19 protein-coding genes and 1 riboswitch are annotated in these 21,112 nt (G+C 40.0%); of the genes, 12 read left to right on the top strand and 7 right to left on the bottom strand.

All coding sequences use genetic code 11. The features are described from left to right. Window positions 1–244 precede the first annotated feature (244 nt). The gene (locus tag CH365_RS07125) at window positions 245–1,168 is read right to left on the bottom strand and encodes a porin OmpL1 (protein WP_100767911.1); all 924 of its coding nucleotides are present in this window, start codon (window positions 1,166–1,168) and stop codon (window positions 245–247) included. 342 nt (window positions 1,169–1,510) lie between these two features. Then, window positions 1,511–1,603: riboswitch (TPP riboswitch) on the top strand. Between the two features lie 115 nt (window positions 1,604–1,718). Here CH365_RS07125 and thiC point away from each other — a divergent pair. After that, entirely contained in the window at window positions 1,719–3,308 is a 1,590-nt protein-coding gene (gene thiC / locus CH365_RS07120) for a phosphomethylpyrimidine synthase ThiC (protein ID WP_100767910.1), read from the top strand. Window positions 3,309–3,359: 51 nt separating this feature from the next. After that, the gene (locus tag CH365_RS07115; RefSeq protein WP_100767909.1) at window positions 3,360–4,094 is read left to right on the top strand and encodes a hypothetical protein; all 735 of its coding nucleotides are present in this window, start codon (window positions 3,360–3,362) and stop codon (window positions 4,092–4,094) included. Window positions 4,095–4,139: 45 nt separating this feature from the next. Here the strand turns inward: CH365_RS07115 and CH365_RS07110 are convergent, their stop codons facing one another. Next, entirely contained in the window at window positions 4,140–4,352 is a 213-nt protein-coding gene (locus CH365_RS07110; RefSeq protein WP_100768260.1) for a hypothetical protein, read from the bottom strand. Between the two features lie 363 nt (window positions 4,353–4,715). Here CH365_RS07110 and CH365_RS07105 point away from each other — a divergent pair, with 363 nt between their 5' ends. Further along, entirely contained in the window at window positions 4,716–5,633 is a 918-nt protein-coding gene (locus CH365_RS07105; protein WP_208861172.1) for a class 1 isoprenoid biosynthesis enzyme, read from the top strand. A 72-nt stretch (window positions 5,634–5,705) separates the two neighbouring features. On the opposite strand, the gene CH365_RS07100 is transcribed toward CH365_RS07105, so the two are convergent. From CH365_RS07100 to CH365_RS07090, 3 genes are all read right to left on the bottom strand, one after another. Then, entirely contained in the window at window positions 5,706–7,796 is a 2,091-nt protein-coding gene (locus tag CH365_RS07100) for a PP2C family protein-serine/threonine phosphatase (RefSeq protein ID WP_100767907.1), read from the bottom strand. A 65-nt stretch (window positions 7,797–7,861) separates the two neighbouring features. Continuing rightward, on the bottom strand, window positions 7,862–8,752 hold the full coding sequence (locus CH365_RS07095; protein WP_100768259.1) for a formylglycine-generating enzyme family protein: 891 nt from the start codon (window positions 8,750–8,752) through the stop codon (window positions 7,862–7,864). 64 nt (window positions 8,753–8,816) lie between these two features. Then, window positions 8,817–9,974 (bottom strand): hypothetical protein, encoded by a 1,158-nt coding sequence (locus CH365_RS07090; protein WP_100767906.1) that lies wholly within the window; start codon window positions 9,972–9,974, stop codon window positions 8,817–8,819. Window positions 9,975–10,184: 210 nt separating this feature from the next. On the opposite strand from CH365_RS07090, the gene CH365_RS07085 reads away from it, so the two are divergent. The 4 genes from CH365_RS07085 to CH365_RS07070 all read left to right on the top strand — a co-directional run bounded on the left by CH365_RS07085 (window position 10,185) and on the right by CH365_RS07070 (window position 13,707). Continuing rightward, window positions 10,185–10,634 carry a DUF2147 domain-containing protein gene (locus CH365_RS07085; protein WP_100767905.1) on the top strand — a complete coding sequence of 150 codons (450 nt, stop codon included), beginning with the start codon at window positions 10,185–10,187 and terminating at the stop codon, window positions 10,632–10,634. Between the two features lie 59 nt (window positions 10,635–10,693). Further along, complete coding sequence (locus tag CH365_RS07080) at window positions 10,694–11,143, top strand: DUF2147 domain-containing protein (protein ID WP_100767904.1); 450 nt, start codon at window positions 10,694–10,696, stop codon at window positions 11,141–11,143. A gap of 121 nt (window positions 11,144–11,264) precedes the next feature. Next, a complete protein-coding gene (locus CH365_RS07075; protein WP_100767903.1) occupies window positions 11,265–12,779 on the top strand; it encodes a M14 family zinc carboxypeptidase in 1,515 nt (504 codons plus the stop codon). Between the two features lie 4 nt (window positions 12,780–12,783). Beyond that, a complete protein-coding gene (locus CH365_RS07070) occupies window positions 12,784–13,707 on the top strand; it encodes a DMT family transporter (protein ID WP_100767902.1) in 924 nt (307 codons plus the stop codon). Here the strand turns inward: CH365_RS07070 and CH365_RS07065 are convergent. Then, on the bottom strand, window positions 13,704–14,630 hold the full coding sequence (locus CH365_RS07065; protein ID WP_100767901.1) for a hypothetical protein: 927 nt from the start codon (window positions 14,628–14,630) through the stop codon (window positions 13,704–13,706). The genes CH365_RS07070 and CH365_RS07065 overlap by 4 nt on opposite strands. A gap of 70 nt (window positions 14,631–14,700) precedes the next feature. Between CH365_RS07065 and CH365_RS07060 the strand changes: the two genes are divergently transcribed. Both CH365_RS07060 and CH365_RS07055 read left to right on the top strand, forming a co-directional pair. Further along, window positions 14,701–15,819 carry a hypothetical protein gene (locus tag CH365_RS07060; protein WP_100767900.1) on the top strand — a complete coding sequence of 373 codons (1,119 nt, stop codon included), beginning with the start codon at window positions 14,701–14,703 and terminating at the stop codon, window positions 15,817–15,819. 96 nt (window positions 15,820–15,915) lie between these two features. After that, entirely contained in the window at window positions 15,916–17,490 is a 1,575-nt protein-coding gene (locus CH365_RS07055; protein WP_100767899.1) for a methyl-accepting chemotaxis protein, read from the top strand. Window positions 17,491–17,566: 76 nt separating this feature from the next. Here CH365_RS07055 and CH365_RS07050 read toward each other — a convergent pair whose 3' ends face one another. Continuing rightward, window positions 17,567–18,007, bottom strand: coding sequence for a carboxymuconolactone decarboxylase family protein (locus tag CH365_RS07050; protein ID WP_100767898.1), 441 nt, complete (start codon window positions 18,005–18,007; stop codon window positions 17,567–17,569). A 445-nt stretch (window positions 18,008–18,452) separates the two neighbouring features. On the opposite strand from CH365_RS07050, the gene CH365_RS07040 reads away from it, so the two are divergent. The 3 genes from CH365_RS07040 to CH365_RS07030 all read left to right on the top strand — a co-directional run bounded on the left by CH365_RS07040 (window position 18,453) and on the right by CH365_RS07030 (window position 20,800). Further along, window positions 18,453–19,154 (top strand): DNA-3-methyladenine glycosylase I, encoded by a 702-nt coding sequence (locus CH365_RS07040; protein ID WP_100767896.1) that lies wholly within the window; start codon window positions 18,453–18,455, stop codon window positions 19,152–19,154. A 180-nt stretch (window positions 19,155–19,334) separates the two neighbouring features. Beyond that, window positions 19,335–19,988, top strand: a complete 654-nt coding sequence (locus CH365_RS07035; RefSeq protein ID WP_100767895.1) for a hypothetical protein — start codon at window positions 19,335–19,337, stop codon at window positions 19,986–19,988. A 296-nt stretch (window positions 19,989–20,284) separates the two neighbouring features. Next, window positions 20,285–20,800, top strand: coding sequence for a hypothetical protein (locus tag CH365_RS07030; RefSeq protein WP_100768258.1), 516 nt, complete (start codon window positions 20,285–20,287; stop codon window positions 20,798–20,800). Window positions 20,801–21,112 lie beyond the last annotated feature (312 nt).

Here is a 21,112-nt window from a genome sequence, read left to right as displayed (position 1 = left end):
GTTTGAAAACATTTTCACTGGAAATAGATATGCTTAGGAGTAGCCATCTTTTTTTCGATTTAATTCATTACATGATCGTTATGTGATAAAATTCGACGAAGCCAATTTATACCCTTAGGGATGGGCAAACTTACATTTCGCTTATTAATTTCAGAGAAGAAGCCCGTGTTTAAAAAAAGAAAATAAAAATAAAAAAGGCCCTCCTTTCGGAGAGCCTTTACATAATCCAAACAAAGACCTTGAATTAGATCTCGTGTTTGTATCCGAATCTGTACTGGTTTCCACCAAGAACTTGAGGATACGCAACAGAAGGTGCTAAACCTTCGATACCACCTTGTGATCTTGGGTGACCAATTCCATATTTGAAGGAGAACAGAGTCTCAACTTCCATATAGATATGACCTTTATCGGAAATTCTAGATTGAGCTCCGATCAACCAGTTTGGAGCAAATCCAGAAACTTGGAAGGTAGTTTTTTCGTAGTTAGCAGAAGGATCAGTTCCGTCAGCAAGCAGTCCAGCGATTGTAGAAGACTTTGCTTCTGCAAGGGTTTGTCCGCCAGCAACTAAAGCATTTACTACTGCATTATGAACGTCATTCAAACGGTTACTTCCAGCTAAGCTCCATCCACCGTTGAAGTAGTGAACCCCAGCTCCGATATAGAAGGAAGTATCTTCTGTAACGGAAAGTTTGATACCTACGTTAAATGGAACTTGAAGTGCATGGTAGTCCCAAGTAATATCGTAGAAATTTTGTCCTAAGAATTTCGCGTCAGTTTCTCCACCCGCAACTTTACGAGTGTAGTGCGCGTTTGCTCTCCAGAAGAAAGCCTTTCCGAAATCGTGCTCATATCCTAAGGATAGAGTAAGTCCTGTCATCGCACCGCTAGTTTTAGCGCTGATCAATCCGTTTGTAGTGTGTTGTAAACTTAACAAACGGTTTTCAGGAATGATTGCACGACGAGGAAGAACCCCACCCTGAGTTCCAGTGGAATCAGTAGTAGCATAGCTTCCAGATGCATCCAAACCATCAGTTGCAATTGTATCGCCCAATGATCCCAGGTCAAATTGGAGACCGAGGCCTCCAGTGATGTAAGACTTTGCGCTCAAGCCGAATGAAGAACAAAGTACGGCGAAAACTAACAAAGCTCTCGTGATGTTACGAACCATTTAAATAGCTCCTTAAACTTTTCGTATAGTAGAGTGGTTTTTCACTTGGACCATTTATGTCTATATCCTGGGCCCAAGCATTGGACAGGACAATATCGATGCGGACTTGAGTGTCAAACAGATATTCTGAATAAAATAAAAAAGTCCGTTATATAGGATTTTATTTTGAACATTTGTTGTAAAAAATAAACATTCACTTCCTCTTCTATTTGAAGCTTAACGTCTGTTCGTTAATTTCAATTTTTTAAACTTTGAGAAAAATCAGTGAATTTTCTCTTACTAGTTCGAGCGATAAGTTTTGGAAAAACTCCTTGCAAGACTAGAATTTAGGAATCAGATGGAGAGAACCGTTGGGGGTGGGACCAAAAGTCTCTGAGAGAGTCCCCGGAACCTGATCAGGATAATGCCTGCGAAGGGAAACGGAAAAAAACAAATGTCCGAGATCTAGGTTCGCGAAAGATTATAAATTTCGCATGGACTTTTTCCCGGATCCTTTTTCTTTTCCCCGTTTTTCAGATTCCGGAATTCTCCCCGACATGGGAGAAAAACTATGGAATCCAATCAAACTCTAACTCCGTCCGAGATCCCTCGCAAAGAAATTCGCTTAACTGACGGAACTGTTTATCACGCGTACACTACCGAAGGTCCTTGGAAAGACGGATGGAATCCTTCCGATTGGAAGGCAGGAATCCCTAAGCTTAGGGAAGAATGGATCCGCAAAAGAAGTTCAGGTCCTTCTCCCGTTCAAAATCATTCTCAAATGTATTTCGCAAAACAGGGATTGATAACCGAAGAAATGAAATATGTGGCTCTCCGTGAGGGAATGGATCCTGAATTTGTGAGAAGTGAGATTGCAAGAGGAAGAGCAATCATTCCTTCCAACAAGAAACATCCTGAATTGGAGCCTATGATCATCGGCAAAAACTTTTTAGTAAAAATAAATGCGAATATAGGTAATTCAGCTCTTTCTTCTTCCATTGAAGAGGAAGTGGAGAAGCTCCGATGGTCTATCAAGTGGGGGGCCGATACTGTGATGGATCTCTCCACAGGAAAAAATATCCACGAGACTAGAGAATGGATCATTCGAAATTCTCCCGTCCCGATCGGAACGGTTCCGATCTACCAAGCCTTGGAAAAAGTAAAAGGTAAGGCGGAGAATTTAAGTCTTTCGGTATTTTTAGAAACTTTGGAAGAGCAGGCGGAACAAGGTGTAGATTATTTTACAATTCACTCCGGAGTGCTTCTTAGATATATTCCGCTGACTTCCAAAAGAGTAACGGGTATTGTTTCCAGAGGTGGTTCTATCATCGCAAAATGGTGTTTGGCACATCATCAGGAAAATTTCCTTTATACAGGTTTCGAAGAAATCTGCAAGGTGATGAAAAAATACGGGGTATCCTTCTCCTTGGGTGACGGTTTACGTCCGGGAAGTATCGCGGATGCAAACGACGAGGCACAATTTTCAGAATTAAGAACATTGGGAGAGCTTACTCAGATTGCTTGGAAAGAAGATATCCAAGTAATGATAGAAGGGCCTGGTCATGTTCCATTAGATAAGATCAAAGAGAATGTAGATCTGCAGATGGAAATTTGTAAGGAAGCTCCATTTTACACATTAGGGCCTCTAGTGACTGATATTGCACCCGGTTATGATCATATCACTTCCGCGATTGGAGCTGCAATGATTGGCTGGCATGGAACCGCGATGCTTTGTTACGTAACTCCAAAAGAACATTTGGGACTTCCCGATAAAGAAGACGTAAAGCAGGGAGTGATCGCTTATAAGATCGCTGCGCATGCGGCAGATCTTGCTAAAGGACACCCAGGCGCCAAGGAAAGAGACAATCTATTGAGTAAGGCAAGATTCGAATTCAGATGGGAAGACCAGTTTGCACTTTCCTTGGATCCCGATACTGCCCAGTCCTTTCATGACGAGACACTCCCTCAGGATAGAATGAAAACGGCGCATTTTTGCTCTATGTGTGGGCCTCATTTCTGTTCCATGCATTTGACCCAGGAGCTTAGAAAATATGCGGAAGAGAAAGGGATCTCGGACGAGAAGGCTATGGAAGAAGGATTCAAAGAAAAATCCCAAGAATTTTTAAATAAAGGAGGAACTGTCTACGTCTCCTCCGAGTAGCTTGACCTTTCCAAAGAAATTTGGAATCCTGGATCGGCTGGACGGACACGTATGAAACAAAAACTCGTTCAAAAAATTATTTTTGCATTCTTCTTATTTATTGCACCTGCGGCTTTTGCCCAAGGAAACAATAATCTTGCTCCTGTTCCAGGTGAACTCGAGCAGGCAGAAAGAAGAAATTCCAGAAAATTTTTCATTGGAGGGTTTACTTCAAACGGTTTGAGTTGGTTCGGTTCAGGGATCCAATTTTCTTCCAAATTGGCCGCTTCTCTGCAATGGCAAGAACAAAGAGTAATCCAAAGATTCGATTTGGATGTGAATGGCGTGCAATCTGATCTATCAGGAGTATTCACGCTTACAAATTCAGAAAAGATCCAAAGACAATTGGCACTCCAAATGGAATGGTTTCCTTTTTCCGGTCCTTATTATTTTGCGGCAGGAGCAGGACTAGAAACATATTCGGAAAAACAAAGAAAGACAGAGACCTATGTTCCAAGCGGAAATTATAGGGACTATGCTTGGAATATTTCTCAACAAAAACTTTTTCTTTCTGCGGGGGCAGGTTTCCGGTATGTTTTCAACTCTGGATTTTTTATTCATGTGGGAGGAAATATTCTATTCTATCCTGATAGAACCACTCATGAACAAAGAGGTTCGTACGGCACCAATACAAATTGGGATTATAGACAATTGCAGAAAGATTGGCAGGAACCTGAAAAAGAAGCAAGAACTCATCAGAATCCCTATGGAGCTCAATTGCAGGTCTTGTTTGGGGTTGCGATATAATTTCCCGTGACCTGAACTCAGTCCTAGGATAGTTATTATAAAATTTTAATGTAGGGAAGAAGGGTCCAAGTCCTTTCTTTTATGACCTAATGTAGTCCTAAATGTTTCAATTACCTTGGAACATTCCCAGGTAGAAACATCATAACCTATCGTTTGGAACCAATTCTGTAAAAGTTTGGGATCTTCTTTTTGTATGCTAAGTATAAATTGAGGATGGTTCGTTTTTTCTGTATGAATAAAATCTAAAAAAGTTCTCAAACTACTTCCTGCCGATCCGTGGAGGATTTTTTTAAGATTTAAAATCTTCAAGAAAAATATCCAGGAAGGAGTGGAATCTGTATTCCGATTTTATAATCTTATGGAATTTTGATTTAGATTAATAAGAAGTATAACGTATCTTTTTTTAGAGATTGCCCTCAAATTAGGCGACATAATATAAACTTGTATCCAACATTCTGAAAATAGCTTACCTTGATTAGGGTAAACTGTTATTAAATTCTAAAATGCTAAAATGGAATATTATTTCCGGAAAGAAACTTCGAAAAGCCTTAATTATCACAAAAATTTCTTAGAAGAAATTAAATAAATGGTAAAAAAAATAAATTTCTCCAATATGTGGCCATGCAAAGGCTTGATTTCGGTCTTTCGGATAACCCCGGAGAGGCGGAAGAATTCTGCAAGTTACTGAATCGTTCCGCTTTAAGTATTTGTTATGGATTGCCGATTTCTCTCAGAACTGAGGCGGTCTTATTTTTATATAAATATTCCGAGAATAGCGTAACGGAAGGATTTAATTTTTTAAGAAAATATTATAGTCCAAGTTATTCTATCCTGTATTGGATAAATGAGTCTGCTCATGGATTGCCTTGGGAAAATCCATGGCTAACTTTGCTACTCGAGTCTCACTCTTCTGCATTATTACTTCATTCTCTTGATGATCATTTAACAGACGGATCTTTAAGAGCGAATCATATCATTCTTCAGCTTAGGACTGAGGCTTGGACTAGATATGCTCAATCTAGCAAATTATTTGGTAGAGAAGTGCATGACGGTGTGCTGATCGCAGAGGAATTTATAGACAGATACTTTAAATCCATTGTGGATTTAGGGATTGCAGAAAGTTTAGAAGCTCATCTTTCCAGATTTCGTTCTCAAATGGGAATTTGGTCCTTACAACCGTATTTGCTTGCCAGATCTTTTTTCTCCAAAGACCAAGCTGAACTCGTAAAGAGAATGTACGAATTCTTTGGTGTGGCCTGGAGACTTTTGGACGATTACCAAGATCTGAATGAAGATTTGGAAAATGAGGACATTTCCTCTATGATCTATTTTCTTCCGGAAGACAAAAGGCAAGACTGGAAAAGGAATAAAAAGCAGGAAGTTTTAGGGCTTTTGGGAGAAATCCAGTTAGAAAGGCAGATCTCCGATCTAATCAATTCGTATTTGAATGAAGCAGCAAAACTCGCAGAAGATTTACATCTACCCAAATATTCAAATTCATTACTTTCTTTAAAAATCACGGAACATAGTCGTGCCTGAATCGATAGGAGGACGGAAATCCATATCCGTTCGCGCGTTTTCTATTAATTGGAAAAATATAGACTCTTTAAATTAACCCAAATACTCCACTACCAGCAATGCCATATCGTCTTGGTGTTGAAATTCTCCCTGAAAGGATTGAACTCCATGTATGACCGAATCGCAAAGTTCTTCAGGAGGTCTAAAAGAATTTTTCCTCAGCAGGTCGGATAGACGATCTTCTCCGAAAAATTCTCCCTCCGAATTTCTGGAATCGGGAATTCCGTCCGTATATAATACTACCTTGTCTCCAGGTAATAAGTCCACTGATTCTGTTTGGTAAGTGGTTGGGATCGCCTCGTAGATCGCGACTCCTTTGGGCCTATAAAATTCTACGAGCCCACTTTTTCTCAATACAAGACATTCCGGATGTCCTGCATTTGCGATTAATGTTTTGCCGGACCTTAGATCCACGGTTACTAAAGTGGCTGTGATAAAATGACCGTCCAATTTGCCTTCGAATTGATTACGAATATGTAATAGAAGAGAAGACGGATCTTGTAGAAGAATAGACCAATCCCCAAGAGTCATTTTTAGCATGGATGCCAACAGTGCTGCGGAAACACCATGACCGGTTACATCTCCGATGAACATTCCTAAAGAACTTGTGGAAGGGTCGTAGATCACATCCAATAAGTCTCCGCCTATTTCCATCATTGGTTTGTATCTATAAGAGATCCTTGCATTAGGAATAACCGGGAGTTCCGTTGGAAGTAACGCATTTTGGATCTTTCCTGCAATAGAAAGGTCCTTCGCTAAAATTCTTCCTTTTTGTACAAGTTCCGCTTTTTGGAGCTCTATAATTTTAGTTCTTTCTTCTACCTTTGTTTCCAAAGATTCGTTTAATGATTTGAGCTTACCTTCCGATTTTTCTAGGGCTCTGAAAACTTCTGCGTATCTTTTTGCGAGTGCCAAACTGAAAAGTAATGTTAACACTAAAAAGCTTTCGTTTACCCAAGGCTGAGCCGTGCCGAAACCTGCGAAACTCATCACAGTGTAAAAAGAAGACACTGCGACAAGTATCAAGCCTGTGACCACCCATCTGAAAGATAGAATACTGCTCCATCTGTATCTGAAAAAGATATAGAGAGTATTCATATAAAAGAATACTAATATGACTAAAAATATCTGGAAGGCAACCTTCCCGAAGTATTGATGTCCTCCTGTGAGTCCGTATTCTAAAGACGGCCAGATGGTTAACAGAATAAAAAGAAATTGTAATATTCTTCCTGGGATGTTTCTGGGTGCCTGAAAGATTCCGATCGTAAATTCATAAAATAGAATGGGAAGGAATGCTCCCAGGGAATATCCGAAAATGACCCAAGTCCAAGGAGAGTCCACTACGTATTGGAACCAACCTTCATACGCGGGATACCAGATAGCTAAAGATAAGTTTAGAAGAGAGAAGGAAAGATTAAATTTATCTTGGGGCCTTCTTATATAAATGAACGCAAAAAAGAAGAATGAAAAAAACTCCAAAGAGCTAAATAATAATACTCGAAGCGCTTTTACCAGATAGACGGTTTGGATTTCCGAAAAGCTACCCACTATCGGATTTTCCATCATGTTTCTGGGGCCGTTAAAAGGGAATAACTGTAAGGCCAGAGTCACTTCTTCATTTTGGAATGGAATAACTACGATCCTGGGTTTGGAAGAATCTTCCGATTCTCCCGGTATAATCAGTTGCTCTTTGCCTTCCGATTTTACTCCCAGATAACATCCGGACGGACAAAAAGGTACATAAGCAGAAAGTAATATATCCAGATCGTTTTTGCTTCTTTTTACGGAATGAAAGAATACAAAAGAGGAATCTTTTTGTTTGGGATTATAATTCGAGATATTAGAAGGCGCAGCTAAGAAGGATTCTATTTTGTAAGAATCTTGGCCGGAAGGGTTTTCGGAATTTTGCCCTGGCAAAACAGGGAAATGTCCATGGAAAAAATTACCAGGAGGGATTTCGGAAAACGCCCAGTTAGAAATTATATAAGGACTTTTTTCTTGTTCCCAATTTGTAGATGGAGTTTCTATTCCTGTGATTGGAGAAGGCTCTGTAGGTCCACATTGTCCCAGTAGGAGGACCAACAAGAGAGAAACGATAGGTTTCTTTGGATTTTTTGTTTTCATTTCGCATAACCATTTTTGGCTTCTTACGTATTTGTTTATAAGAGCACTGTCAGTTGTATAGCTTTTTAACCTGCGTCTTTTGCACAACGAAACCCAAAATGGTGGTATTCCGGGTAATTTTGAGGGACATGGGCTCTCCTTTTGGAACCTCTTGCATAACTTGCGGGCCACCACCAGGATCCACCTTTTAAGGTTTTTTTATCAAAACCGGGACAACTATCTTCTCCTTCGCAGGGACCTTTGGGATCTTTTCCGCTGCAGGCTTCTCCACAAACTTTGTAATTTTCGGAGTACCAATCCTGGACCCATTCCCAGGAATTTCCGGCCATATCAAAAAGCCCATATACTCCGGCAGGTCTACTTCCTACCGGAGCCGTGGGCATTAAATTCGGAGGATTGATTTTTTTATAAACACAACCTTTTCGCTCATCTTCTTCGATGACGGCTAACTTACAGTTTGCGGGTCTGTTGCCCCAGGGAAATAAATTCCCTTTCGGACCTCTCGCTGCCTTCTCCCATTCCGCTTCCGTTGGAAGTCTTTTGCCCAACCATTCACAGTATTCTTTTGCAGTATACCAACTGACTCCGAGCACAGGTTGTTTGGGTTTTAAATACAGATCGCCGTAAGCCGGGCCAATATAATCGCAGGTCCCATTATATAGGCAATCTTTGCAGGAACCTTCTTCTATACATTTGCTGAAGTCCTCATTTGTGACTTCGTAAAGATCTATGAAGAAGTCGCTGAGATAAATTTTTTGTTCCGGGGCCTCGTCAGGATCATGTGTATTACTTCCTCGGATAAAATATCCTTCCGGAATACATTGCATTCCTTTGATCTTTTTTCCGTAGCAGGGTTTGCTCGGATCTGGAGATCCAAGCACATGAGGAGCGACCAAAAAGATTATGGATAAAAATAGAATGATAAAATGGATCGGACGAAAGGAATATGAGTTCATCAAACCTGGAAGAGTCCTTTCCCAAGAGGATTCGCCCAGGCGCATTCTTATGCAAGAGAAATTTTTAGAGAATAAAAAGTGGAACGCTGCAAGAAGAGAAATCTAGATTTCCCTGCTCTGTAGAATTATTTCCATTAGAATCAGTCACCGTATACACATAATATCCTGATCCACTTGAGAAGGAGATGGATCCGGTACCTGTCAGATCTCCGCTCAGGGTGAAGGATACTTTTCCCGATCTAGGAAGGCAATCCACGTATTTCCATTTTACCGGTTCATCTACCGAAACAGTTAATGTGAAATTTTTTTCCAAATGGACTACTTGTAAAGAACCGGCACTCCATAAACGGTACCAGGATAAAGGATTAGAGTCGCTTCTATCCGCACCGTACTGCAAAGAACTCAAGGAAGAAACCTGGTGAGAAAAAATCAGATCCGTTCCTGAATAACCTTCTCTCAAAACGGAAACATCTTGGGAATATGAGGAAATTCCAGGAGAAGCTCCAGTAAGAATATTATTCCATGTTAAAGAATAGGCCTGGTTAGTGGTTGGAGTTCCAGCGGCGTACGAAAGTGGTGCGCCTGTTCCAGTAGCCTTTATGGAAATTCCTTGGGATGAATTTTGGATCGTACGATTTACTCCAATTTTCAAGTTCGTACCGTTTTGTACGAAAGGAGAAGAAGCGGAAAGATTACTCCAAATGTTTTCAGTCAACCCATCGATAGTCCAATTGCTGAAAGGCAAAAATTTACAATTCCCGAATTCTTTAGAAACTAAGAAAGAAGAAGAAGGATCGTTCCCATTCAGAATATAATCCAAGAAGTCATACGCGTTTGCATCAGTAGAAGATACTTGTCTAGAATAATTTCCGCCTCCCCAACAACTAAATGAGAAATTATAGGCTTCTAATTCTCCGAAATCAGGTCCTTTATTCCAAATTCGATGTCCTAGGGCACTGATCCTTTCCGGCCAACTGATACGATTTCCTCGGATAGCAACCGATGCGCCTTCTCCGCTTAAACCTTCCATAGAACCTGATATAGGATCCATAGCCGAGGTCAAAGCCTCCGCAACCTGATCCCTGTTTGTGAGTAAGGATAACGCGACTAAATCATTTGTTTTGGAACTTTTATCTTCTTGAGAGCAATAAAAAAGGAAAAATACCGAGATAAGGACGGATAGAAATACGCGTAAATAGGGGAGGAAACGATTCGAAAACATAAAGAATACTCTGAGAAAACTAGTAAAAACCGGGCTTCTCTTATAATTAACCTATAAGACTACATGTTTTTGCGTAAAACCTTATTTCTTTCCCGTAAAATCATGGTTTTTTGAGCAAAAAAATTGGTTCGAAGAATAGTTTGCTTGCTAGGTTCCAAAGAAGACTAAATATAACCGATTTCAATAGAAACGTTAAGGGGTTAATCAAAAATGAAAAAATCACTCGTTTTGTTTGTCGTTTTGGCGGCGTTTTTAGTGGGTGAATCCACATTTGCTGACGCGCTTCCAGTAGTCGGAAAATGGAAAACCATTGATGACGAAGACGGTAAAGAAAAGTCCGTAGTAGAGATCTACGAGGCTGGCGGCAAAATTTACGGAAAAATCGCTAGCTTAAGAGATCCTTTGGATAAAGATGGCAAGCCGAAAATTTGTACCAAGTGTGAAGGTGCAGATAAAGACAAACCGGTTATTGGACTTGTTATCATCAAAGGTTTAAGCCTAGACGATGACGAATATACCGGAGGAACCATCATGGATCCTAATAACGGTAAAATATATAAATGTAAATTAAAAGCCACTGATGGTGGTGCTAAATTGAGCGTTAGAGGGTTCATCGGTTTCTCATTGATCGGTAGAACTCAGACTTGGCTTAAAAAATAAAATTCCAAGTGGCGGGGAGAGTTCTCCCCGTTTTATTTCTATTTTAACGAGGTGATTTTGTGAAGAGAATCAACGTAATATTCTTATTCGCTTTATTCTTTGCGGGAGCATTTAGTCTTTCCGCCGATCCTGCTCCAGTTACAGGAGTTTGGAGAACATTTAATGACGCAGGAACCAAGGAAGAATCTACAGTTGAGATCTATGAGAAGGACGGAAAAATTTTCGGAAAAATCCTGAGCCTTATTGATCCGAACGATAAGGATGGAAAACCTGCTCGTTGTACCGAATGTGATGGACCTGAAAAAGATAAACCAATCTTAGGAATGGTAATCATTAAAGGGTTATCGGCTGATGGAGACAAATGGACGGGCGGACGTATCTTAGATCCAAATGATGGAACTTGGTACAAATGTAGTCTGAAAGCAACCGAGGGTGGAAAAAAATTAGAAGTCCGCGGTTATATAGGATTCTCCTTGATAGGCCGTTCTCAATTCTGGCAGAAAAAATAATTTAAAGATCATTACCGATTCGGGAAAGGGTTTCAGCCTTTTTCCCGAACGGAACAATAAATATTCCTTCTATTACTGAATCTTTCTTTTCTTTCCGATTCCCTTCCAGAAAATTACTACTGTGACGGGCTTCTTTCGGGTCTCTCTACTCGGCTTATTTTTTTATTCATATCTAGTTTCCTGTTCTATACTTAGGGAAACCATTCCTTCTAGGCCGTTAAACGACGGCTCGATTTCTGTTCTTCTAAAAATAGATAAAAACGCAAGGGAAGAATTTGAGAAGGCAACTTCTTGGGAAGTTCCTTATACATTTATAGAGAAGGATCATAGTTATGCGGTGATACCTAGGGAAAAACTAAAAGTTTATGGTTTTCCTAAAGAAGGGATCAATATCGCAAAGGGAATGCCTTTCAAATACTATTCCGGAAATTACCAGGATTCTTTATCGGAGTCTATTTTTGCTTTAGCCGATATCAAGAAAGGTTATAAGGATAATATATTAAATTCTCATTATTTATATTGGGTACATCGCCTTTTTCCTAAACATACTGAGCACAAGATCATCGGAAAATCGAGCAGAGGAAGAGAGATCCCAGCAATCTTACTCACGGATATTGCCATTCCGGACGAAGATAAAATTTCCGTTCTATTTAACTGCGCTCATCATTCTAATGAAGTAGTTTCTGTGGAACATTGTTATGATGTGATCTATGAACTTCTGGCACATAAGAAGAAGTATGGTGATTTGTTTGCGAAGTTGAAGATATGGATAGTTCCGATCGTGAACCCTGACGGCTCCAGAATATTCTGGCATGAGAATATGTCTATGGGAAGAAAGAATGGATATCCTGGTTGGGGACAGATTTCCGAAAAAGATAATCCGGGGGTGGATATCAATCGGAACTATCCATTTTTTTGGGGAAAAACAAAATCGAACCAAACTTCTTCTTTGTCCAATAGTGTATTTTTTAGAGGGCCTTATCCAGGATCTGAACCTGAAACTCAAGCGATGATGAATTTAGCGGAAAAGGAAAGGTTTGCCGCTTCTATCAGCTATCACGCCTTTGCGAATTGTATTTTAGTTCCTTATACGATAGACGGAACTTCTAATCCGGAGCCGGACTTCGCTTGGAATTTGGGTAAGAAGATTGCGTCTTCCATAGAAAGTAAAAATCCAAATCATAATTTCAGCGCCAAAAAAAATATCTACGGTGTGGATGGAGTCGACCAAGATTATTATTTCTTTAAATACGGAACTCTTGCATATTTAATAGAATCTTCTCATTTAAATCCTCCTTACTCCGATGTTCCTAAAATTGTAGAGTCTTTAAGGCCGGCTTGGACGATCCTTTTGGAAGAAATTGCTGATGGAAGTAAACTTTACTTTAAGATCAAAGACGAACATGGGACTCCATTAGTAGCGAATATCAAATATGAAAAAATACTTTTTTATCATGGAGAAGTTCGAACCTCTCGCAAGGAAGATGGAATGTTCTTCCAATCTTTTCCAGGGATCAGAGGTATTAAATTGAAAGTCGAAAAAGAAGGATACGAAACAGTTAACTGGGAAGGAACCACTTGGAGATCCTGGAAAGCGGTTGATATCGTCTTAAGGAAGAAAGCGGCTGCCCAATAAGATCATGAACAGATATAAAAACGAGGCCGCCTTAATCTTTTGTACCTTGATCTGGGGTGGAACCTTCTCCGCTACGAAACTAAGTTTGGTTTCCATTTCTTCCTGTTTATTTATAGGGATCCGATTTGCGATCGCGACATTTGTTTTTGTAATTTATATTCTTCTTAAAAACCGAAAGAACCCGGTATCGTATCCAGATTGGAAGACAAACAAGTATTTATATTTTTTGGCGTTTCTATTGGGCTTTTGGATGTTTCTTGGATTTGCATTCGAGACAGTCGGTTTAAAATATACTACCGCAACTAAGTCCGGATTTTTGACCGGGACCTTGGTTGTTATCACTCCTATTTTACAGACTTTATTTCTAAAACGTATGCCCAGCTCGGGAAATCTCCTGGGAGTGATCGTTGTAATGTTCGGCTTATTCTTCCTTTCCGCTGAGTCGGTAGGAGAAGATCATAAATTAGTAATATCCTATCATTTGGGCGATGTGCTTACTTTGGGGGGAGCGTTTTTCTTTTCCTTATACATTATCTATGTGGATAAGGCAAGTAAGTCCTGTCCTCTGGATATTCTTCTTTTATCCCAAACATTGGTGACTAGTGTATTCGCTTTTCTTTTGGCATTCATCTTACATTGGACTGAATTCGAACCTTTGTTTATCAAAATGGATTTCAGAGTAATGCCTGCGTTATTTTACAATGGTTTGATCTCTTCAGTAGGAACCACATTCTTGCAAACAAAGTACCAAAAGGGAATTTCTCCTACGAGAGCAGGACTTATTTTTTCTTTGGAGCCTGTCTTCTCCGCTATTCTTGCCTATTTTACTTTGGAAGAAAGATTGGATGCGACCGGCTTGATTGGATGCAGTTTGGTGCTCACAGGTGTTTTGTTAGCCGAACTATTAGGTAGGGAAAAGAAATTTTAAAGTTTGTTTTGTTCTTGGATAGGATTTTCAGAATTCAAATCCTGAGAGGGGATCTGGATTTTTGCCTTGATAGCTGCTTCCCTGATTTTCGGATCCAATCTGAAAAGTTTTTTGATTGCGATGTCCTGCCAGTAACGAGATCGATTTTCTTTGATAAATCTTTTTAGAAAATGGATCTCTGCTCCTTTTGGGCTTACTTCTTCTTTACCGTAAAATTTATTTTTGAAATCGGAAATAAGAGCCGGATTTTCGTTTAGATAAGTATCCAGATTGGTTAGAACATAAGTGCCTGTATAAGGACCGCCGAATGATAAATTTATTCCTTTCGGATGTGCGATAAAATTTCCTATAAATCGAATCTCTAATCCTCCTGGATTGGAAAAAGAAAATTTAGATTTTTCTAATGGATCATATTCAATCGGAATAGAGCTGGTATGAAGCACGGTATAAGTATGTGTTTGGACATGCCCATATTTGTTTACTGTTGTATATGTCTGAGTGGTTGTATAAGAATAAGACGCGCTATCCAAAACCAGAGACTGGTTTTGGGGGAGTCTAGTAACTACGAAATATTTAGGGACTCCATTTTCCGATTTACCTAATTGTAATTTTTGGACCCAGAGAAATCTGTAATTTCCATCCCCTTCCATTTCTTTGCCTCGATCCTCTAAGTTGATCTTTTGGCCTGAGATAGAAGAAAGGTTTGTTTCTTTCGGAATGGATTCTTCTAAACCTGTGAATATCCCATTTGAGATACCTCCCTTTGCTACAATCAACCCGAAGGCTACTAAACCTTCTTGTCCAGGACTAGGTTCTTCTAAAACTGGAAATGTTTTTAAGCAACCAAGGCTGAAGAAGGATAAATTTAGTATAAGTAAAGAAGTGATTCTCCAATCCATTGTTCCCATCTTAAATGATAGCATTACTTATTCAATCCGTTTTGTTAGTTGACTCTGGTAGGTTTGAAAGAAGGAATATTCTCCTATATATTACATGAAGCGAAACATTCAGGCAAAATTTTATTTCTTATTTTTGATCAGTCTTTTATTTCCCATCTCTAATTTCGCTTCCCCCATAAAGGCAGATCTGGATGAGGATGTGTTAAAAGAGATCCGAGATCATTACGATTCCGGACAAAAAGCAAATAAGTTCGATAGAGACTTAGGTGTTCCTAAAAGTAATAAGGCCAGGTTTTTTTCCATACAGCCCGGGGGAAGTTACGATTTTATTTCCGACTTGGATATAAGTGGAAGAGGGAGATCCGCAGCAATGACGACGGAGTCTCAAAGGCCGAATTTCTTTTTTGATATTCGTAGTAAGGACTTAAAGATCAACGAAGCTTTCGGAGTTCAACTTTTGTTCCATTCTGCCAGAAAAGAATTTGATAAACAATCTTATTCTGTGCCGGCTCCGGATGCAGGCTCTTCTTCGGATTCGAGTTCCTCTTCTTCTAGTAGTAATAGCTCTGGAAAGAATGATAAAAATTCAGTCACTGCAGATTTAGGAACAAACGTTAAAGTAGATTATAATTATATAATACCGACATTCTATTGGGGGAATCCGGAAGTAGATGGATTTCGTATGGGTCTCGGTTTTGGTTTAGCAGACATGAGAATGAGAGGTAATGTCGACTTTAGAGATCCGGGAGAAACAATCGGAAAAATGTACGGTGCAATGGGTGATAGAGACACATTTCTGAACACTTTGAGTTTTTTACAATTGAGTTCCGGTTTGGTGGATTTAAGGCGAGGAGATCCAATCTTCAATTATCTTTTGGTAAATTTAAGCCAAGGTAACAATTTGGAATTCATGGGAGCATATCTCGCCAGCCAAGGGACTCATTTTTCTACGGATCTAATATCACTTTTAGTTTATGCGAATTTGCAGGATAAATACAATCCTCTGGAATTATTAGCTTTGAGCGCATTATCTAGGACTAGCATTAATGCAAAAGACAAACAAGTTTTTGCATACATGATCTATGTAGAAACTCCCAAATTCGGGTTCGTAAAAGCAAGGCTAAGTTGGCATGGACCGTTGTTCAAGGATTCAGGATATACGATCCACATGAGTACTCTTGAACTCGCATTAATGGTCCCAATTGACTTTTAATTCTTCTAAATTAGATCTGCATAATATCCCTGCTTGACACTCGGTCGATTTGAAACGATTTTAGCCTAAAAACTAAAACCGCCTAACCGAGGAATAATGAATAGAAATTTGGAACTGGAGCGCCAAGGGGAAGTTGCTGCAAACTATCTGCGAATTTTTTTAACCATAGTTTTCATTTTCGGAACCGCATTCGGGTTAGTTTGGAAAAGTGGGATTCAGGCTGTTTTAGGTTATTATATAGGCGGGATCGTAGCTTATTCCTTTATTATCTTCTTTTCCATTTCTGTAATGAAGTTTTTCGGCTATAGACCTTGGCTGAAATACGCTACAGTCTTCATGGAGTTTATCGGTTACGCGATCGTACAGGCAGGATATTTTGGAACCGAGGATCAATGGAAACCGAATGGGATCTTGAGCCCTGCCAACTACGGGATTTACTTTTTAATTTTAGCGGGAACCATTTTTAGGTTCAATCCTAGATTCACTTTTATTACTTCTACAGTTTTGGCGGTTCAATTCACTGCAATGTCAATGGCACTAACGATTCTGAATCCTCAACTCCTTACGATGGGTTACGAAGGAATGATCCGATTAAGATCCCCACTTGTAATTTTAATGGGAGTATTCTTATTCGCGTTCGGAGTTACAATCTCTTATGCAACCAAGTTCGTAAGAAGATTAGTAGAAGAAGCACAAAATGCAGAAGAAAGAGCAATCCGAAATTATACCTCCGCCAAGGAAATCTTGCAAAGTTCCGAAATGGTTGCGGAAGAACTTCGCAAATCCTTAATAGATGTGGAGGAAGTGGCCAAGGCGAACGAGGATAGTAGCCGTGACCTAGCAAGTATGGTAGAAGAAACATCAGCCACTCTGGAAGAAATGGGGGCTAATATAGAATCTATCGCACAGATGGCGGAACAACAGGACGAGTTCGGGGATGATACTTCTACTTCTATCGATAAATGGAAAGATCAGATGGTTCGAGTATTCGAGGCAGTATCTTTTGCTAGAAGTTTGGGAGAAGGTTCGGCAGCTACTGCGATAGAAGGCGAGGGCACAGTCAGAATCGCGTTAGACGTGTTTTCTCAATTTAAGGGGACCGTCCAGGAAGTGAGTAAAATTTTGGGAGTGATCCAGGACCTTGCAGGAAAAACAAATTTACTTTCTTTGAATGCAGCCATAGAAGCAGCAAGAGCAGGAGAAGCAGGAAAAGGATTTTCTGTTGTAGCGGAAGAAGTAAGTAAACTCGCGGATTCTTCTTCCAGAAATGCAAAAGAGATCGTAAAACAGATCGGCGCCTTGGGAGAAGCTTCGGATACAAGTTCTGAAAAATTCGGAGAATTGGTTCAAGCTTTTCGTGAATTGACTTCCGGGATTGGTTCTATTGGAGAAGCGCTTGCGCAAGTGGGCGATTCTGTAGACAGACAGAAAAGCCTTTCTACGGAAGTGGAAGATAAGAATAAGCAGATCCGCGATCTTTCCAAAGAAATGAAAAATTCTACATTAGAACAATCGAATGGAGCTAAACAAATCTTGAATGGGATTGAATATCTGAGTAAAAGGTCGATGGAAATGTCCGAGATCACGGAAAAACTCAGGACTAGTTTAGAAAGACTAAAGGGTACTTCTCAGTCTTTAACAAAAACCTTGGAAGCAACTAAGTTAGAGTAAGGGTAAATATAGATAAAACGGATATTTCATACGCCCTTCGATTAGAAGGAACGTATGAAGTTAAAAAATCCGCTTATTAGTTTGGAGCGGTCATCCCAGTAGAGATCGCGATCCGGTTCCAGGAATTGATTGTATTAATCACAACGATCAAGGCGATAAATTCCTTTTCTTCAAAATGAGCTCGAACCTTTGTATACAGATCATCCGAAACTCCATGTTCTGAAATTTTAGTCACATATTCTGTTAGTTCCAAAGCAGCTCTTTCCTTTTCGGAATAATATGGAGCTTCTCTCCAAGCGTTTAAAAGATAGATCCTTCTTTCTTCTTCTCCTAATTTTCTGGCATCCACAGTGTGCATATTAATACAAAAAGCGCAGCCATTGATCTGAGAGGCTCTGATCTTGATTAGCTCGTAAAGTTTTGTTTCAATTCCTGAGTTCTTCGCAAAGTTTTCCATCTCCATCATTTTTTCCAAAACTTGGGGATATACTTTGGCGTAATTGAATCTTGTGTTCATTTGTTTCCTCTTTTAAAAGAAAGACGCTCGAAGAGGGAGGTTGTGACAGTGTGTTGGGAATTTTTTTAAAAGGGCCCCACCCTCATTGGGTGGGGGCCGGTCGGTGGTACCAGAGACAACAGCAAAACTCCCTTAGCACAGTTTCCTAATCTTCACAACTAAATTTCGCACGCTCAACTCATGTTGGAATTCCAACATGCGCACGAAGAAGAAATGGGCGATCCTCCCGCGATGCGGGAGTCGCGCTGCTACGTGTTCTCGCATTCGCGCTCATCCTGGCTTCGCCAGGACTAAAGCACTTCGCATCGCTATCGCATTACTTCCCCGTGTCTTAAAGTTACTTTCTGAAGACGAAATCGGTTTTGATTTTTCCTTTACTAAGTAGATTTGAGTTTTCCACTTATATTTTATTTTACGATCTTATCGTTTGTATTCAGGAGTATGAATGGTCTCTTTTGACAAGATTCAAAAACGAGCGGCTAAAAGAAAAGGTGGGGAGAAAGCCCTGCAATCCCTTCTTCCCAAAGTAAGTCCAAAGAGCAAACTCGGTCGTCTCCCTGATGATCGAATACTTAGTGAAATGGCTAAGCGGGTCTTCTCCGCAGGCTTTGTCTGGAAGGTTGTGGAAAATAAATGGCCAGGATTTGAAGAAGTTTTCCTGGGATTCGATCCCGCAAAATTACTCAAGCAGCCGAATCGATTTTGGGACGCCTTAGAATTGAACGAAAAAATTATACGTAATGCGCAAAAGATTTCATCAGTAAGAAAGAATGCGCAGTTTGTCGTCGATATTGCTCGAGAACACGGTAGTTTCGGAAAATTTCTAGCGGATTGGCCAATCCAGGACCAGATCGGACTTCTGGATTTTCTTTCTAAACACGGCTCCAGATTAGGCGGCAACACAGGCCAATACTTCTTACGTTTTATCGGAAGGGATTCCTTTATTCTATCTTCCGATGTGATATTATGTTTACGTGATATAGGACTTTCCTTGTCTTCGACTGGAAAATCCAAAAAAGATCTGTCGGCAATCCAGGAACAATTTAATGTTTGGGCCGAGGAAACCGGCTTATCCTATACTCACCTATCTCGTATTTGCGCGTTTTCAATCGGCGAAAATTATTCGGCAGAACCTGAAGAGTATTAATATGAGAAAGCCATCCCTTTAGGAGAATCCCTGTGAGGTGATATTTCCTTTTAGTATTTCTACTAAGAAATGAAAGAAATCCTAGTAGAAGCCGATCTTGTTCCCTAAACCCACCCATGTTAGAATCCCGGTTGGTTGAAACTAAAAAAGTTTTTTACCATATTCTTCAGGAATCTATATATGAAAATTTACGCTCTCGGGTTACTTCTCCCTCTTATAATATTCACGAATTGTGATGGCTCATCAGATGATCAGAATGCTGTTCTTGCGTTGTTATTAAACAAAAAATGTATCAGCCTTCCGAAGGACATCACTGTATTAGATTCAGGTGGAAATCCTATTGTAGACTTTGACTGTTCAGTATCAGGTAAGGCTTATATTTGCAGCGGAGACAACGTAATCCAAACCAGAACCTATTCTTCTATCGAAGGAGCATTATTGGGAGTCGTAAACCCTCCTGCAGGCAATCAAGGTTTCGGATTTTTTCCTTCTCAAAGAGGGTTATTTAGAAATAAGTCGGTAAGCGCTTCCGACCAGACTAACATATTATATGATTTTACTTACACGTATGATTTTTCTCACCGCCTAGTGTCTGCATTCAATGCAACTAACTCTAATGATCGAGTTTATGGAGATTATGACTCAAACGGATTTCCTTTAGACGTAGATGGAGTCAGTGCGACCTATTCGTATGGACCAGAAGGTAAGCGCCCGGGTAATATAACAGTCGGCGGTACTAGTATCCTTTTCGATTCAAAAGGATGGGCCATTGGACTCGAGGACGGAGATTCCTATGGTTTTGTAAATACCGGGTCCTTACAGATTTGCGATTGATCTTAAACGTTGGGCGATCCTCCCGCTTCGCGGGAGTCCGCGCTGCTACGGGCTACGCTGTCGCTCCGGTCGCATTCGCGACTTCCCCTTCGCATCGCTATCGCATTACTGAATTCTAATGCTTCACTAATAATCTAAAACTGTTTAAAAACAAAAATTCATATATTGGAGAACCCATATAAATGAAAAATCGCATCCTATTTTCCCTCCTGTTCTTGCTTTTAACTTTTCACTTGAATTGCGGAGAAGATTCTAAAAACGATTCCCTTGTTCTCGCCTTACTCGGCAGGAATTGTATGGCCGTACCAAAAACAGTCAGAAAGCATGATGGTGTTTCGACTATTAGTACGTATCAATGTTCTACTTCCGGATTAGTATACACCTGTTCTGCATCCGGAGTTTCTTATGTAAGGACTTATGCGTCTGCAAAAGCCGCTAAATTAGGTTTAATCGATCCGCCAGAGTCTCCTGTACCGGTTTCTCAAAGGGGTTTAAAAAGTTATAAACTGATAACGCCAGCCAACACTGTGGGACAACATTATACATATACTTATGATTCATCCCAAAGGTTATTATCTAGGAAAAACGAAATGAGCTCAAGTACGGAATCGTATAACGATTATGATACGAATGGATTCCCGGAGAACAGTGGTGCTTATGGTTATAATTATGCCAGTGGTGGAACCCGTCCCATCGGGATAGCAAATGGAGGATATACATTAGAATATGATTCCAATGGCTGGGTTATCCTAGAAGACAATGGTGGTGATCGATTTTACGAAAATACAGGTACATTAGAAATATGTGATTGAGTGCCTGGATATCGGCATTTTTCGCAGTGCAAACAAGATTCTTTTTTCCGGTTCTTCTCCGATTTTCCTGTGAAAAATTGGATCGATTATCTGCGTTTTTCCTTGACCGGTCGCATCAATTCTCTACATTGGTTTTTACGGCCTTTTCCGCATGGGAAATCGCCGGCAAAGCCAAACGAGTCAAAAAGACGGAAGTCCTCTTCCCTCAAAAACAAAAACTCGCTGAGGCAAATAATCAGTTCTTTTACAACGAATATAACTGCGAATGAGAAATTAAAATTTTTTATTAGCTGAGATTAGATTATGGTGATG

Origin of the sequence: Leptospira neocaledonica (genome assembly GCF_002812205.1) — a bacterium.
GTDB lineage: Bacteria > Spirochaetota > Leptospiria > Leptospirales > Leptospiraceae > Leptospira_B > Leptospira_B neocaledonica.
This window is presented reverse-complemented; position numbering and strand designations above follow the sequence as displayed.

Excerpts from the sequence above, each read along its gene's own strand:
- CH365_RS07125 (WP_100767911.1), bottom strand. The coding sequence starts at position 1,168 with ATGGTTCGTAACATCACGAGAGCTTTGTTAGTTTTCGCCGTACTTTGT.
- thiC (WP_100767910.1), top strand. The coding sequence starts at position 1,719 with ATGGAATCCAATCAAACTCTAACTCCGTCCGAGATCCCTCGCAAAGAA.
- CH365_RS07115 (WP_100767909.1), top strand. The coding sequence starts at position 3,360 with ATGAAACAAAAACTCGTTCAAAAAATTATTTTTGCATTCTTCTTATTT.
- CH365_RS07105 (WP_208861172.1), top strand. The coding sequence starts at position 4,716 with ATGCAAAGGCTTGATTTCGGTCTTTCGGATAACCCCGGAGAGGCGGAA.
- CH365_RS07100 (WP_100767907.1), bottom strand. The coding sequence starts at position 7,796 with ATGAAAACAAAAAATCCAAAGAAACCTATCGTTTCTCTCTTGTTGGTC.
- CH365_RS07095 (WP_100768259.1), bottom strand. The coding sequence starts at position 8,752 with ATGAACTCATATTCCTTTCGTCCGATCCATTTTATCATTCTATTTTTA.
- CH365_RS07090 (WP_100767906.1), bottom strand. The coding sequence starts at position 9,974 with ATGTTTTCGAATCGTTTCCTCCCCTATTTACGCGTATTTCTATCCGTC.
- CH365_RS07085 (WP_100767905.1), top strand. The coding sequence starts at position 10,185 with ATGAAAAAATCACTCGTTTTGTTTGTCGTTTTGGCGGCGTTTTTAGTG.
- CH365_RS07070 (WP_100767902.1), top strand. The coding sequence starts at position 12,784 with ATGAACAGATATAAAAACGAGGCCGCCTTAATCTTTTGTACCTTGATC.
- CH365_RS07065 (WP_100767901.1), bottom strand. The coding sequence starts at position 14,630 with ATGCTATCATTTAAGATGGGAACAATGGATTGGAGAATCACTTCTTTA.
- CH365_RS07060 (WP_100767900.1), top strand. The coding sequence starts at position 14,701 with ATGAAGCGAAACATTCAGGCAAAATTTTATTTCTTATTTTTGATCAGT.
- CH365_RS07055 (WP_100767899.1), top strand. The coding sequence starts at position 15,916 with ATGAATAGAAATTTGGAACTGGAGCGCCAAGGGGAAGTTGCTGCAAAC.
- CH365_RS07050 (WP_100767898.1), bottom strand. The coding sequence starts at position 18,007 with ATGAACACAAGATTCAATTACGCCAAAGTATATCCCCAAGTTTTGGAA.
- CH365_RS07040 (WP_100767896.1), top strand. The coding sequence starts at position 18,453 with ATGGTCTCTTTTGACAAGATTCAAAAACGAGCGGCTAAAAGAAAAGGT.
- CH365_RS07035 (WP_100767895.1), top strand. The coding sequence starts at position 19,335 with ATGAAAATTTACGCTCTCGGGTTACTTCTCCCTCTTATAATATTCACG.
- CH365_RS07030 (WP_100768258.1), top strand. The coding sequence starts at position 20,285 with ATGGCCGTACCAAAAACAGTCAGAAAGCATGATGGTGTTTCGACTATT.